Here is a 14,895-nt window from a genome sequence, read left to right as displayed (position 1 = left end):
CAGAAGTTGGGAAGGTGAAGGCTGTGGTGTATTCGGCCCTGCTGAAAAAAAGCATAGGAATAGTGCGGCAGTCCCTAGAAGGGGCCGGGCTGGCCAGTTTAGAACCCAATTTGCGTATGCATGGTAAGCATGAACCAGCTGCTGACTCACCATTAGTGCTAGTTGCCTGCTCTGGTGGACGCGACTCGATGGCTCTTGCTGCCTTGGCACATATTGTCTGCCCAACCTTGGGAATTCGATGCGGCATGATAACAATCGATCATGCTCTACAGGAGACATCGGCTTCTGTGAGCGCACAGGTGGTGAACAGTTGCAAACAGATAGGTCTTAACCCAGTAATCAGCAATCGGGTGCAGGTGCCTCATACTCGTTTAGGTGAGGAAGCTGATGCCCGAAAAGCTCGATACCAAGCGTTGGTTCAAGCTGCACAAGACTATGGGGCTTCCGCAGTGCTTTTGGCGCATACGGCAGACGATCAAGCCGAAGGTGTTTTAATTGGTCTTATACGTTCATCTGGACTCAGGGCTATAGCTGGTATGGAGGAAGAAATTTACCAACAAGGTGTACTTTTCCTCAGACCACTCCTAGGCTTACGTAGGGTAGAAACCACTCAAGTTTGCCAGACTCTGGGCATAGCTTGGTGGGACGACCCGACGAATGGAGATCACATACAACAAGGTCAGGCTCTATCTGCTGATTTTCCACTACGTTCGCGGGTAAGGCACGATCTTTTGCCTGCATTAAACCAGTTCGCCGGTAAAGATATAATCACTCAACTGGCTCGTACTGCAAATCTTGCCAGGCAGGATCAAAATTATATCGATGAACAGGCTCAAGATCTTCTCGCTAGGAGTCAACAGCCACACACAGGGAGGGCAGTCAGTGGAACTGTGCCGGTGTGTTTAACGCTCAAGACCCTGCAAGATGCTCACCCAGTAGTTCGAAGACATATGTGGTCTATACTCTTAGAAAGCCTAGGATTGGGGGTTTCGAGCCGTCATATACACCAGGTTGATGAGCTTGTATCAGCTTGGCATGGACAGGGGCCTGTAGCTCTTCCTAGCTTTTATTCAGCTACTCGTCAGCATCACGTCATTCTCGTATGCAAAAATAGGGAATATGCGAATCGCTGATATTCAATCTCACATTGACCACGAACTAGTGTCCCGGGAACAAATTGAGACCCTTATAGAGAAAACTGCTAGACAAATCAGCCATGACTATGCCGGCAAGGATTTGCTGATGCTTGCGGTTCTCAAGGGTGCTGTCAATACCTTGGCCGCATTGTCTCAGGAAATTAGTATTCCTGCCCAGATGGAGTTTATGAGCTTGTCGAGTTACGGTTCAGGCACACAGTCTTCTGGAGTAATACGCGTGCGTAAAGATTTGGACTGCAGTGTTCGCGGCAGGCACATTCTTATCGTGGAAGATATTATTGACTCAGGTCGAACTCTGCGGTGGCTTGTTGATGAATTGAAGGGACGAGGCGCAGCTTCAGTAGAAGTGTTCTCTCTTCTCGACAAGGTGTCTAGACGCGAAGTTCAGGTAGATGTGAAATATCCCGGTTATGTTATCCCGGATGAATTCGTGGTCGGCTTTGGACTTGACTATGATGAGCAATACAGGAATCTGGACTCTATCGCAGTATTGAAGCCGCAGGAATATGAGCATGAGGATCAAGGAGAGCAGTCATGACCTATCCGCAAGGACCTGGACGTCCCCCTATGGGAGACGGGGGACCCGGCAAGGGCGGTAAACAGAAGGGCAATAATCCTTTCAATTTTAACGCGAATGGTGATGGGAAAGGACCCGGAAGCGGCAAGATTTGGCAATCGCCCTGGCTCTGGGGAGTCCTGGTATTACTAATTGCGCTGAGTCTCTTTGGCTTTTTCAATTCACAGATGGGCGTACAAACCATCGATACCCGTGACGGTTTAGAACTGCTTGCTAAGTTTGATCCAAAAGATAACGATGCAGCTAATGCCATGGTTAAGTCTGCGGAAATAACCGAAGGTAAGCAGGTTGTTGAGCTCAAACTTAAGAAGGACTTCGTCAAGAAGACTCCCGGAGTCAACGGCAAGCGTAGTGAGAAGAACTATGGCAAGAATGTGCAGTTCTTCTACGTTAAGGATCAAGGTCCTCAGGTCATTAAGGCCGTTGAACGAGGACATCTGGATGAGGGCTTCAATTCAGTCGTTCCGCAAACCAGTATGTTGAGCTACCTCATCTCTTCCTTCTTGCCAATTATCCTGCTTTTGGTTGTGTTCTGGTATTTCTTCTCGCGCATGGCCGGTGGCGGCATGCTGGGTATGGGCAAAAAGAACAATGGCAAGCTTTTGGAAGGAAAGACTCCAAAGACCAAGTTCTCGGATGTTGCTGGAGAAGAAGCTGCTGTACAAGAGGTGGAGGAAATTAAAGAATTCCTCCAAGATCCATCAAAGTACAAGGCACTGGGTGCTCGTATACCCCGTGGAGTGTTGCTGTATGGTCCTCCCGGAACTGGTAAGACTTTACTTGCCCGTGCCATTGCAGGCGAAGCTTCCGTGCCGTTCTACTCAATGGCTGGTTCTGACTTCGTAGAAATGTTCGTAGGTCTAGGCGCCTCCCGAGTTCGTGAACTCTTCGAAGAAGCTAAGAAGAATGCGCCCGCTATCATTTTCATCGACGAGATCGATGCTGTGGGTGGTAAGCGCGGATCAGGAAGTATGGGCGGTCACGATGAACGCGAGCAGACTCTGAATCAGCTTCTGGTGGAGATGGACGGCTTTGATAATGACACCAATCTCATTATTATTGCAGCCACCAACCGTCCAGACATTTTAGATCCTGCCTTGCTCAGGCCAGGCCGTTTCGATCGGCAAGTGGCTGTCGAAGCACCAGATCTTGAGGGCCGAGAAGCAATTCTCAAAGTTCATGCGAAAGGTAAGCCATTCGTTCCGGACGTTGATTTGCACACAGTTGCCGTACGAACTCCTGGTTTCACAGGTGCAGACTTAGCTAATGTTCTCAATGAAGCAGCACTGTTAACAGCTCGCTCTAATGCTCAGCTGATTGACAATCGGGCTATTGATGAGGCCATCGACCGTGTTCTTTCAGGACCTCGTCGACGAACTCGTGGCATGGCTTTAGATGAATTACGCAATACTGCATACCATGAAGGTGGACATGCCTTGGTAGCTGCAGCAATGCACAATACAGATCCAGTCACTAAGGTGACAATCCTGCCTCGAGGTCGTGCACTGGGGTACACTGCTGTGATGCCCACTGAGGATCGTTATTCACAGACTCGAAATCAATTGCTAGACCAAATGGCATATGCAATGGGAGGTCGAGTTGCAGAAGAAGTTGTATTCCATGACCCTACAACTGGTGCTTCTAATGATATTGAAAAGGCTACTCAAATCGCCAGGCAGATGGTCCTAGAATTTGGCTTCTCCTCGAAGCTAGGTGCCATCAAATGGGGAGATGAAAATGACCAAGATCAGGGTATGGACGCATTGAAGCCAGTCAAGTACTCAGCTGAAACTGCCCAGATCATTGATAAGGAAGTTCATGAGCTTGTAGAGACTGCTCATAACGAGGCTTGGCAAGTAATCAGCCAAAACAGAAATGTTCTTGATGAATTGGTCCGCCAACTCTTGGTGAAGGAGACCTTGGACAAGGACGAACTCGCTCAAATATTTGCCAATGTGCGCATGTCTCCTGAACGTCAGCTCTGGCTTTCCGACTCAAACAGGCCAGTTTCAGATGTACCACCGGTAGAAATTCCGGAATCGCTCAAGCGAAGCGTCGGCGTGAAAAGTGGAGAGTGAGAGCTGAAACTGATAGCATCCATTCGGGTCTGAGCTGCGCATTGGTCATAGCCCAGACCCGAATGCATAGGGGGTGGGGATGGATTCAATAGAGATAACAGATCTTCGGGCTACCTCTCGTGGTGTACCAGGACAAGTTGGTTTCACTTATGTAGTAAGTGCCACCATGTACCTAGACTTACACGCCGCAGCCAGAACAGATGATTTGGCACAAACCGTCGACTACGTGCAGATAACCAGACGTATTATCACTCTCATTGAAGGATTAGAAGAGTGTTTGGTGGAGTCGGTAGCCAGTCGTGTAGCAGATGCCATTCTGCTGTCACATCAGGTCCAACGAGTAAAAGTACATGTCCGCCGACTTAATCCTATGAGCAGCAACGATGGAGACGTTGTTTCAGTAGGTGTAAGCATGGAACGAGAGAGTTCCAATGAAAGCGGTGTTTCGCCTGCTTCTGTAGTTGCTGGCATGTCTTATGATTATACGAATAAGCACAGTGATGCTTCGTTGCGTAAACAAACTCGTGCAGAAGAAGAGCCAGCTCCAGCTGTAGTATCTCCAGAATATAACCGACACCGGGCAGTCATCGCTGTCGGTGGTAACGTTGGTAATGTTCGTGATGCGATGCGTACTGCTGTCGTTTCACTCGATGGAGTTCCTGGTAGTCAAATTCTTGGTATATCTCCCCTCTACACTTCTACAGATAGGGAAGGTGCTGAAAGTCTGTGCGCTGTACTCACTCTTGAAACAAGGCTGGAGCCTATTGATATCTATTCTGCTTTGAAAATGGTGGAATTAGCTCATGGACATTCTCCCGGTGTTGATCTGCCGAGTACTCCTCTCGATTTGGTTCTCATAGATGTTGATGATAGAGAGTGGACAGGTGAGGAGCTATCAGCTCAGATGAGAGCTCCACAATGGATAGGGGCTACTCAGGGAGATATTCAGTTACCTCATCGACAGGCTTGGCAGAAGGCAGAAATCCTTAAACCTTGGTTGGACATAGAGCCTGATGCACACCTGTGTGGACCCCACGGAGGTGCTGTTTCGGAACTTCTTCCAATGGCTCCAAATATAGATGATGTGCAACTTCTGTCCGATTCTTGGATCTTAGGAGGTTCGGTATGAAAATGCAGAGAACTCCAATTACTCACTACCTGTTATCTATTGGTATAGGTCTTATCGGTGGCGTGTTCATTGTTTATGCTAGTGAACATTGGCGGTTGAACGTGCTAGGGGCTCCTTGGCTGGTATCTGCATTATTGCTGATAGCTGGCATTGTTATCTTGCTTATGGCTCGTAGGGTACACAGGTATGCTAAGGGTGACATTAAGGATGTAGATTCGCAATTTGCTGTCAATAGTTTACTGCTCTCCAAAGCACTTGGCATTGCATGTTCAGTTTTGCTGGGTTGGTATGGCAGTCAAGCGCTCATGTGTTTGAACCACCGAGATGCACCTTACTATGAACAAGTTATTGTTGAATGTGCTGTAGCCGCTCTTATTTGTATACTCGACATCCTTATCGGTGTTGTGGGAGAGTGGCTCTGTCAGTTGCCGCCTAAAGATGGGCCCGAAAGTCCTAAACAGCGTCAGCAAGCTGAAGGCCATAGACTCGCAGCAGCTGCACAAGGGCAGTCTTCCAAGCAATGACCTTCAGATACTGTAACTGCTGTACTGTTACTTCTGGTTTTCAGGTATGCGAATCATAGCTTCCTGAGACATAGCCGAAACCAGGACACCATCTTGGCTGTATACTCTAGCCGAGCATAGGGCGCGTCCATGAGCAGCTACGGTAGTATCTTGTACAAAGAGCAACCATGAGCATACATCTACATCCTGATACCACCACATCGAATGGTCAATGGATGCATATGAAATGCCTGGAGTAGCTATTGATAAACCCGAACGACGTAGGGCAGGTTCCATCATCAGCTGATCACAGGCGAGGGCTAGCAGGGATCGTTGCAGTGTCTGACTCAATTCCATTTGACCGTTAGCCCGGAGCCAGACCAACTGATGACCGCTATCATGTTCCTGAGCTTCCTTATCGGGGCCAAGCATGATGGTAGGTGTAATATGTCGAATGTCAAAAGGAGACTGGTTGGCATAATAGTTAGCAAAAGCGGACTTATCGGCATAAGGACTCATGAGATCTTGAGCTGACTGTAAGTCTTGAGGATTTGGCAGATCTTGTGGGATGGGGTCTGCGTATACAACACCGGCTTGTCCTGCTTCCTGAAAGGAAACGAGTGCTTGTAGGATAGAGCGATCAGGCTGGCTGACCTCCACCATGCGAGTAGAGTAGGAGCGTCCATCTCGTAAGTTGCTTACTGCGAAATTCACATTCTGATCCAGCAGACCTGTTCGAATGTAGTATCCGTGGATTGAATTCGGTTCACGGTGTTCATCGGTGGTTTGAGCAGCTGCCATTATGGCTTGGGACATGATTTGTCCGCCGTATATTCGACCGGTAGGGAAGGGCAGACTTTCTCCTTGAAAATCAGTCACTGGTCCTTGCGACCCTGTTTTCTCTAGCGTAAGTACGCGGACTGCATCCTCTAGAGGTGTCTTTTCTGCCATCGTTATTCCCAACCTTTTCCCTTATCTCAATAGCAACACGAAACTACTTTACGTGCTGGTGAGCAGTTTATAAGCAGGCTACAACAAAAGCCTACAGGCTGAGATGGTGCTCAGGAACTGTAGGCTTAGCGGTTGTGCGTCGTATTTAACGGGTAAGCTTGCGATGAATGCGATGAGGACGTGAAGCCTCCTCACCCAAACGAGCCACCTTATTTTCTTGGTAAGCTTGGAAGTTCCCTTCGAACCAGTACCAATTGGCTGGGTTATCGTCTGTGCCTTCCCAGGCTAGAATATGGGTAGCGATACGGTCTAAGAACCAGCGGTCATGGGAAATAACCACAGCACATCCAGGAAATGCCAACAAAGCATTTTCTAATGACTCCAGCGTTTCAACATCTAAATCGTTAGTAGGCTCGTCGAGGAGAAGAAGGTTTCCTCCTTGTTTAAGAGTCAGAGCCAGATTCAGACGGTTACGTTCGCCTCCTGAGAGTACGCCTGCCGGTTTTTGCTGATCTGATCCTTTAAAACCGAATGATGCAACGTAAGCACGAGTTGGTACTTCAACGCCGCTTACTTCCATAAAGTCATTGCCATCTGAGACTACTTCCCACAGATTCTTATTGGGATCGATACCTGCTCGATTCTGGTCTACGTACGAAATTTGTACGGTGTCACCAACCTCCAGCTGGCCTGAAGTAAGTGGTTCAAGTCCGACTATCGTTTTGAAGAGGGTGGACTTACCTACTCCGTTCGGACCAATTACGCCCACGATGCCGTTACGTGGCAGCGTAAAGGAAAGGTCATCGATAAGGACACGATCACCAAAAGACTTATGAATATGTTCTGCTTCCAGAACTTTGGAACCCATACGTGGCCCAGGTGGTATCTGAATTTCAGAGAAGTCTAACTTTTGATTCCGCCTTGCCTCGTCTTCCATCTGTTCATAGCGCTCTAGACGAGCTTTATTTTTAGCCTGTCTTGCCTTGGGGGAGGAACGTACCCATTCGAGTTCAGAGTTGAGGCGTTTGGCTAATTTAGCATCCTTCTGCCCCTGAACTTCCAAGCGCTTTGCTTTAGTTTCCAAATAGGTGGTGTAGTTGCCTTGATAAGGGTATAGCTGACCCCTATCTACTTCACAGATCCACTCCGCTACATTGTCAAGGAAGTAACGATCGTGTGTAACAGCTAATACGGCACCCTTATAGGTATGTAAATACTGTTCAAGCCAGAGAATTGATTCGGCGTCTAAATGATTTGTAGGCTCATCAAGGAGGAGAAGGTCTGGAGCCTCTAGGAGGAGCTTGCACAGGGCGACCCGTCGACGTTCACCACCTGAGATAACAGAGACAGGTGTGTCGGGATCGGGGCACTGCAAAGCATCCATGGCCTGTTCTAACTGGGAATCCAAATCCCATCCGTTGGCTGCATCGATTTCTTCCTGAAGCTTTCCCATCTCTGTCATGAGGGCATCGTAATCAGCATCTGGATTTGCCATCTCCTCACCAATTTGGTTGAAGCGATTGACTTTATCCAAGATGTCACCGAAGGCCATTTTAATATTGTCGCCCACAGTTTTCTGTTCATCAAGGGGTGGTTCCTGTTGGAGGATGCCAACGGTATAACCAGGAGTGAGCTGGGCTTCTCCATTTGATACGGTGTCGAGACCAGCCATAATCTTGAGGAGTGTTGACTTACCCATACCATTAGGGCCTACGACGCCAATTTTGGCGCCGGGCAGGAAGCTCAACGTCACATCGTCAAGGATGACACGGTCTCCGAAGGCCTTGCGCGCCTTAATCATTTGATAGATAAACTCGGCCAAGAATGAACCTCACTGAAACTATTGAAAATTGATACATTATCCTATATTCATGCTAGAGGAGCCATAAGACTGTCTAATTGCAAAAGTTGTATCTGTACTTCTGATTTGCTTATGGATAGAGTGTTGTGCAAGATTGAACGCTTGTCATAGGGAAGCCTAGCTTCGGAAGGAGCCAGATATGACACATGTATGGCACTGTCTTGTTGGCGTAAAGCAGGCTAAAGTATCCACAGGGTATCTTCGCCCGACGTGTGCAGGTCAGAGGCTACCCACGCTAGTCGTACGCTGTTGCTTGTTCCTTCATCACCAGTGATCTCGATATAGTGTCTAATAGTAACAGTGCACACGAATCCGTGGATGGTTCAACGGACAGCTTGCTAGGAGCTTACATGCAAAGAAATAATGGGTTTGATAACACTTCACCACTATCTGGTGGTTCAGCTCCTGCACGAATACATCCTTTTCGATGGAGGCCCATCGATATAGCTGTATGCGCGGTCTTAGGTGTCGTTTCAGGAATTATTTACTGGCTCGCTTCAGGCTTATCTTCTTGGATATTTCCCCTCATGACTGCACTGTTACCTGGTTTAGCAAGCCTTTTACACGGATTCTTCTATTTTCCAGTGACGTTGAGTTTACTCATCATTCGTAAGCCCGGTGCTGCAGTGTACTCCAACTTTATTGCCGTCCTTGTTGAACTGTTGCTTGGCAATTTTTATGGTTCAGGTCTGGTCTTTTTAGAAGCACTCATGCAAGGGCTGTGTGCAGAAATAATCTATGCACTTTTCCGCTATAAGCGCTGGACTCTGGGCATAACTATAGCTGCCGGCTTTTTTGTATCGATGGTATACAATGCATTCCTTCTGCTTTTTTTCTATCAGGGTGTTAGCTTCTTGAGTTCGCGAGGTATTATCGGCACGATCTGTGAAGCCTTGAGTGGAATACTGTTGTGCGGAATCTTGAGTTGGTTAATCTTTAAAGCAATTGTTGCAACAGGTGCGTTAGAACGTTTCTCGTCAGGTCATACCGGCAATGCTATGTAGTAAGTCAACAACGAGTTGAATCGCTAAAACTGGGAGAGTGGGACTCTATGTTACGAAAGCTGAATCGTGTCATAGCTATAGGGTTAGTTGTAGCAACCAGCTTAGCTGGTTGTAGTTATTCTCCCGACATGGATACGTCACAGTCTTCCCAGTCGCCCCAGGCAGGGGCTATTATTAGAGCTAATAATGTGGAACCAGTTTCAGATTTGATTCCCAGCAAGGTTACAGATACAGCTGGATGGAAGGTTGTCACCCAGCTTTTCGATGGTTTAGTGACTTTCAGTCCACAGGGTGATTTAGTTTATGCCAATGCCCAGTCTATAGTACCAAACCAGGATGCTACAACCTTTACCATCAAACTGAAAAAAGGTCTCAAATTCTCGAATGGTGAGCAGAACACTGCTAGCACCTATGCGCGTGCCTGGTCATTTGCAGCGAATGCAGCTAACGGGCAAACTGGAGGGGCGCTTTTCTCCATTATTGATGGTTATGACAAGCTACAGAATCCGCATGGTTCACCGGATGCTTTACTACAAGGGCTTACCGTAGTGGATGACCAAACACTTCAGGTGAGGTTATCTGCTCCTGACTCATCCTTTGTGTACAAGGTCGGTGATGTATCCTTTTTACCTCTACCGAGCGTGGCATATGAGGATATGAAAGCGTATGGGCGTAAACCAATTGGCAATGGTCCTTACAAATTCGAGTCTTGGACACCTAATCAGAGCATTCGTTTACAAAAGGATCCGAATTATCAAGGAGCACGTAAGGCAAGCAATGCCGGCATTACTTTTGTGGATTACCAGAGTTTAGATTCTGCATACGCTGATCTTGAAGCAGGTAACCTTGACGTGTTAGATGCAGTGCCAGTATCTTCCCTCGCTACATATCGCGATGACAAACTTATCCAAGCTTTTTCAAAGCCCAGTCCCTCATGTAAATCACTAACTATTCCTTCAAAATTGGCGCACTTTAAAGGAGACGAAGGTACATTACGGCGGGCTGCTATTTCGCATTCTATTAATTGTAGAGAAATTTCTCAGAAGGTATTTCGCAACACAGTCATTCCAGCTACAGACTTTGCAGCTCCTACAATTGCTGGATATTCTCAAGACTTGAAAGGGACTCAGGTACTTGATTATAACCAACGGGAGGCTCGTCAACTTTGGAAACAGGCTGATACTATTTCCGCTTGGTCCGGTAGCTTTGAAATTGCATACAGTGCTGATGGAACAGATAAGGAATGGGTGGACGCTCTGACTCATTCCATACACGAAACGCTAGGAATACATGCTACCAGCAATGTCTTTCCTACGGGCAAAGAGTTTAAAACTGCTATCAACCAACGGCAGATTCATAGCGCTTTTAGCTCTGGACACCAGTCTGATTATCCGCATCTCGAAGGATACCTTGTTGAAGGATATTCATCGGCAGCCGCGGACGGTAAAGGCCTCAACTATGGGGATTACAAGAATCCGGCTTTCGACCAGATCATTGCCCAGGCAGCTCAGCAGACTCAGCAAGCTCAATCTCTTGGATATTATCAGCAAGCTGAGCAAGTATTACTACATGACCTTCCAGCGATCCCCTTGTGGTACATCAAGACTAGCGCGGCGACAAGCAAACATGTGACGGATGTCGCGTTCAATTACATGGGTTTGCCTTCTTACTATCACATACGTAAGTGACCTCATTATTGAGGCGAGCGTGATGCTCATCGTTGAGCAAGAGTCATTTGACCGGTCTTGTTGCTAAAGTACTTCTGTTGGTAATCATCAACGTGGGGCCTTAGCTCAGTCGGTTAGAGCAAACGACTCATAATCGTTCGGTCCAGGGTTCAAGCCCCTGAGGCCCCACCAATTTCATCCAAGCGCAAAATGGTCGCAGGGGAGCGGGTTTGTATCTTGTCTGACGGTAGTTTTGATATATGTACTAGAGGGCATATGCCATGCGAGCGTTCAGGTATCGAGCACTCTATGTCAAAGAAGATATATCAGCCTTAGGCTTTTTTACAATAAAACAGTTTATTTATACAAAAAGCCCCGCCGAAGCAGGGCTAGTTGGTTGAGATGGAACTCAGCCTTTCATATTGTAATCTTCACAAAGAGCATTCATAGCTTTCAAGAACTTGTACATATAAATGAACGGTCCGACGATGATAATGCTTCCGAGGATATTCCACAGCCAATAATCGGACGCGCTCAGCATACGATCGAGGCCACGACGTTGGAGTTCGTCGCCAATTCTGTTGCTAATGGTGTGGTACCAGATGAACCATGCGACTCCAAAGGACATCCAACCAAAAAGGAAAAACATGAGGCAATAGTGCACGGTCTTTTTGCCATCATGCTTGCTGGCTATTCTGTTGAGTGCATTAGTGGACTCAGTGAGAACAACAATATTGTATATGCCGAAAGTAATGCAGCCTAATAAGATGAACTTCAACAGAGACCGGTTTGTCTTTTCCTGTTCTAGTGGAGCCTGAACTGATGGCATGCCGGTTTGATCTTGCGTTTGCGGGGGATAGGGTTGACTCGTCATGGGTACTCCTTCTCTCGTAGCGTATATTGACTTGAACAGCGTATAGGAAAGATGTGTTTATATCAAGTCAAAAGTAAGTCGAATCGGAGTAAACGAGTATAATGACAAGCTTTTAGGCTAGGAGGGACCATGACAAAAGTGTTTAAAATCCTATGCACTGAATATTGGCTTCGTTGAAAAGTAGTGCAATACCTGCGGTGAGTTTATGATCATGAATTGTCAAATCTATATCTGAATACAGCAGTTTTGGGTTCGCTGAATCCTCGAAGCTATCATTCAGTTAATTTACTGAGCTAGCACATCTCATTGCGTCAATTGACAGGTAGTGCGTTCTACTATTTATGATAAACCTCATAATGTAAGAAAATCACTTGCCGCTGAACATTGTTGTTGTAAGCGTGCTGGTTCACCGAAGTTTAAGTTGGACTTCGAACGTATGGGGAATGAGGCCACTGGTCGTGTGTTATATGGTGGCTGTTGTGCATCACTTAAGTGGGATGAATAATGAACGAAACAATTCGAGTGGAAATAAATGTGTTGTCCTTGATAATTTATCTGATTCATTAAGAAAAGCGGGTCCCGGCTTACGCCGAAACCCGCGATTCCGCAATCTGGTTCTCGCTGTAGCAAGTGGGATCCACTCACGTTAGCCGGGGGAATAGAACCGGATTGCGTCCTCTTTCCCTTCGGATCAGACTCCCAGCGTAGCTGGGAGGCAAAGCAAATGACAAACCCATACATTGAGTTCTCATCCGGACACCTTGCTCTATAATCCTGACCCGGGTCCAGATTCTTAACGAATCCCCTTCAAAAGTTCAATTATTGGTCTTACAGCTATCAAAGATAACCCCAACCATATAGCTATATAGGTTAATCCCATTCCTTATAAAGCTAATGCTTACAAATCCTTTATCTTTGGAGTCTGTTCAGGATAGAGTGGAAAGACAAATAACCCTCCCCAACCTATGTCATCAGACCGTTCATGTACTCCCCAATACATGCGAGATCGCTCTCTGAATATAGACAATAAGGGACAAAATGTTCAAAGTCAAATCTTAATTGTTGCCAAATTTTGATTAAAAAACTACGGGTGATATTTGAAATACCTGTAATTTCAAGAGTTCCCATGAAAAGAGCTGCAGTAGTGAAACAGAAATGTGACATTATACGGCGTGTCGTCATATTAGCAAGGAATAAATAAGCATCAATCAGACTTAGGATGTATGAGCGTACAGGCTGTTGAGAATGCAGTCAGACAAGGCCAATTCTCAAGATTGTATGACAGTTGCGGTCTCATTCTCTTGGCTCCGAGGTACACTTAATAACTGGTTCCGGTTCACGCCCGCCATTGGGGTTGGCGACCCGGGTCCCTTCTAACCCTAGGAGAAACTATGAAGCAGGGTATTCATCCTGATTATCACGCAGTGCAGGTTACTTGCTCTTGCGGCAATACTTTTGTTACTCGTTCCACTGCACCTAACGATCACATGACTATTGATGTGTGTTCGAACTGCCACCCCTTCTACACCGGCAAGCAGAAGATTCTCGATACTGGTGGTCGTGTGGCTCGCTTCGAGGCTCGTTACGGCAAGAAGAACGCCAACAAGTAGCACGATTAACGTCAGCTTTTGTGTCGGTTCCCTTATGGTTACTGGTTAGCAGAAGCTGGCGTTTTTGTATTCATATATTTATAACCAACCTGACGTATGTACCCTACGGGAAGGTTAAAAGAACATCATTTTCAGTTCGCCTGACGTGAGTGGAAGATAATTAATTATGGGCAGTGAGCAATTTCCAGCGGCACAGACAGCGCTAGAGGAATACCAGCGTTTAGAAGATCAGATGAGCCAACCTGAAGTTGCATCTGATCCAGCGCAAATTCGCAAGCTTGGACGTCGTCATGCTGAACTCGGTGTCATTGTACATGCATATAGGGCGTGGCAAGAGGTAAAAGATGATTATGAAGCTGCCCAAAGTATGGCGTCTGAGGATCCAGATTTTGCTGCCGAAGCCAAGAAACTGGAAGCTCAGCTTCCCGCAGTAGAAGAACAGTTAAGGACTTCACTGATTCCACGTGATCCTGACGATTCACGAGACACGATCATGGAGATCAAAGCAGGAACTGGTGGCGAAGAAGCTGCCTTGTTTGCTGGTGACCTCTTGCGTATGTATACACGCTATGCGGAAAAACGGGGGTGGGGCGTAGAAATAATGAGTCAGAACTCCACCGAGCTTGGTGGAGTCAAAGACGTCGAGGTAGCTATTCGGGCAAAGGGTTCCGTGGCTCCAGCTGATGGTGTTTGGGCCTCTCTTAAGTATGAGGGTGGAGTACACAGGGTGCAGCGCATTCCTGTAACTGAGTCACAAGGGCGTATTCAGACTTCAGCTGCTGGTGTGATCGTTTTCCCTGAGGCTGACGACGATGATGATGAAATTGAGATTGACCAGAAGGATCTGAAAATTGACATTTTCATGAGCTCTGGCCCTGGTGGGCAGTCAGTCAACACTACATACTCTGCTGTGCGTATGACTCATATCCCAACAGGTATCGTGGTTTCCATGCAGGATGAGAAGTCGCAGATACAGAATCGTGCTGCTGCTCTTCGTGTGTTGAAATCCCGTTTGCTGGCCATGAAGCACGAGCAGGAGGCTGCTGAGGCCGCGGATATGCGGCATTCGCAAGTGCGTTCCATGGACCGCTCAGAGCGTATCCGAACCTATAACTTCCCTGAAAACCGTATTGTTGACCACAGGACGAATTACAAGGCCTACAACTTGGACCAGGTTTTAGATGGGGACTTGCAGGCGGTTATTGATTCTGATGTTCAAGCTGACGAAGCTGATCGCTTAGCAAGTCGGGAGTGATCCGGCAGGTTTATCTTCCAGTGAATTCCGGATGCAAATCCAATGTTCTAATAAACTCAATGAGCACTGGTGTTGCTGATAGGGCAACCAGCCGGAGCTGGGTTTCCTAGAAGTACGTTTGGTGCTCTCGAACTTTCTTTCCCTTCGCTCATAAATTATATTGTTGCCTTACCTGCGTATTCGTAGTTCTGTACTGTTCCGGAGGTTGCTATGGCGGAATCTGCTTCCA

The 14,895-nt window shown here is 47.1% G+C and carries 12 protein-coding genes and 1 tRNA gene; 10 read left to right on the top strand and 3 right to left on the bottom strand.

Going from position 1 to position 14,895, the window contains the following annotated elements:
- The first annotated feature begins 23 nt into the window (after positions 1-23).
- The 5 genes from tilS to BOCO_RS03650 all read left to right on the top strand — a co-directional run bounded on the left by tilS (position 24) and on the right by BOCO_RS03650 (position 5,465).
- Positions 24-1,133, top strand: coding sequence for a tRNA lysidine(34) synthetase TilS (tilS, locus tag BOCO_RS03670; protein ID WP_094722721.1), 1,110 nt, complete (start codon positions 24-26; stop codon positions 1,131-1,133).
- Positions 1,120-1,695: a hypoxanthine phosphoribosyltransferase gene (gene hpt, locus BOCO_RS03665; protein WP_094722720.1), complete on the top strand. Its 576-nt coding sequence runs from the start codon at positions 1,120-1,122 to the stop codon at positions 1,693-1,695. The genes tilS and hpt overlap by 14 nt, the downstream gene beginning before the upstream one ends.
- Entirely contained in the window at positions 1,692-3,812 is a 2,121-nt protein-coding gene (gene ftsH, locus BOCO_RS03660; RefSeq protein ID WP_094722719.1) for an ATP-dependent zinc metalloprotease FtsH, read from the top strand. Before hpt ends, ftsH begins: the two co-directional genes overlap by 4 nt.
- Before the next feature lie 79 nt (positions 3,813-3,891).
- Positions 3,892-4,941: a dihydroneopterin aldolase gene (locus BOCO_RS03655; protein WP_094722718.1), complete on the top strand. Its 1,050-nt coding sequence runs from the start codon at positions 3,892-3,894 to the stop codon at positions 4,939-4,941.
- Positions 4,938-5,465, top strand: coding sequence for a DUF3180 domain-containing protein (locus tag BOCO_RS03650; protein ID WP_094722717.1), 528 nt, complete (start codon positions 4,938-4,940; stop codon positions 5,463-5,465). The genes BOCO_RS03655 and BOCO_RS03650 overlap by 4 nt, the downstream gene beginning before the upstream one ends.
- 27 nt (positions 5,466-5,492) lie before the next feature.
- Here BOCO_RS03650 and BOCO_RS03645 read toward each other — a convergent pair whose 3' ends face one another.
- Both BOCO_RS03645 and ettA read right to left on the bottom strand, forming a co-directional pair.
- Positions 5,493-6,395 carry an acyl-CoA thioesterase gene (locus BOCO_RS03645; RefSeq protein ID WP_094722716.1) on the bottom strand — a complete coding sequence of 301 codons (903 nt, stop codon included), beginning with the start codon at positions 6,393-6,395 and terminating at the stop codon, positions 5,493-5,495.
- A gap of 145 nt (positions 6,396-6,540) precedes the next feature.
- A complete protein-coding gene (gene ettA / locus BOCO_RS03640; RefSeq protein WP_094722715.1) occupies positions 6,541-8,217 on the bottom strand; it encodes an energy-dependent translational throttle protein EttA in 1,677 nt (558 codons plus the stop codon).
- Positions 8,218-8,606: 389 nt separating this feature from the next.
- Here ettA and BOCO_RS03635 point away from each other — a divergent pair, with 389 nt between their 5' ends.
- From BOCO_RS03635 to BOCO_RS03625, 3 genes are all read left to right on the top strand, one after another.
- A complete protein-coding gene (locus BOCO_RS03635; protein ID WP_094722714.1) occupies positions 8,607-9,260 on the top strand; it encodes an ECF transporter S component in 654 nt (217 codons plus the stop codon).
- A gap of 47 nt (positions 9,261-9,307) precedes the next feature.
- Entirely contained in the window at positions 9,308-10,948 is a 1,641-nt protein-coding gene (locus tag BOCO_RS03630; protein WP_094722713.1) for a peptide ABC transporter substrate-binding protein, read from the top strand.
- 94 nt (positions 10,949-11,042) lie between these two features.
- A tRNA-Ile gene (locus BOCO_RS03625) sits at positions 11,043-11,119 on the top strand.
- 217 nt (positions 11,120-11,336) lie between these two features.
- On the opposite strand, the gene BOCO_RS03620 is transcribed toward BOCO_RS03625, so the two are convergent.
- Complete coding sequence (locus BOCO_RS03620; protein WP_244568723.1) at positions 11,337-11,801, bottom strand: DUF4234 domain-containing protein; 465 nt, start codon at positions 11,799-11,801, stop codon at positions 11,337-11,339.
- 1,391 nt (positions 11,802-13,192) lie between these two features.
- Here BOCO_RS03620 and rpmE point away from each other — a divergent pair.
- Together rpmE and prfA are read left to right on the top strand one after the other, a co-directional pair.
- A complete protein-coding gene (gene rpmE, locus BOCO_RS03615; RefSeq protein WP_094722712.1) occupies positions 13,193-13,411 on the top strand; it encodes a 50S ribosomal protein L31 in 219 nt (72 codons plus the stop codon).
- A 166-nt stretch (positions 13,412-13,577) separates the two neighbouring features.
- The gene (prfA, locus tag BOCO_RS03610) at positions 13,578-14,666 is read left to right on the top strand and encodes a peptide chain release factor 1 (RefSeq protein ID WP_094722711.1); all 1,089 of its coding nucleotides are present in this window, start codon (positions 13,578-13,580) and stop codon (positions 14,664-14,666) included.
- Positions 14,667-14,895: the final 229 nt, after the last annotated feature.

Source organism: Bombiscardovia coagulans (assembly GCF_002259585.1).
GTDB classification, from domain to species: domain Bacteria; phylum Actinomycetota; class Actinomycetes; order Actinomycetales; family Bifidobacteriaceae; genus Bombiscardovia; species Bombiscardovia coagulans.
The sequence above is the reverse complement of the archived record's forward strand: the minus strand, read 5'-3'. Positions and strand labels throughout refer to the sequence as shown.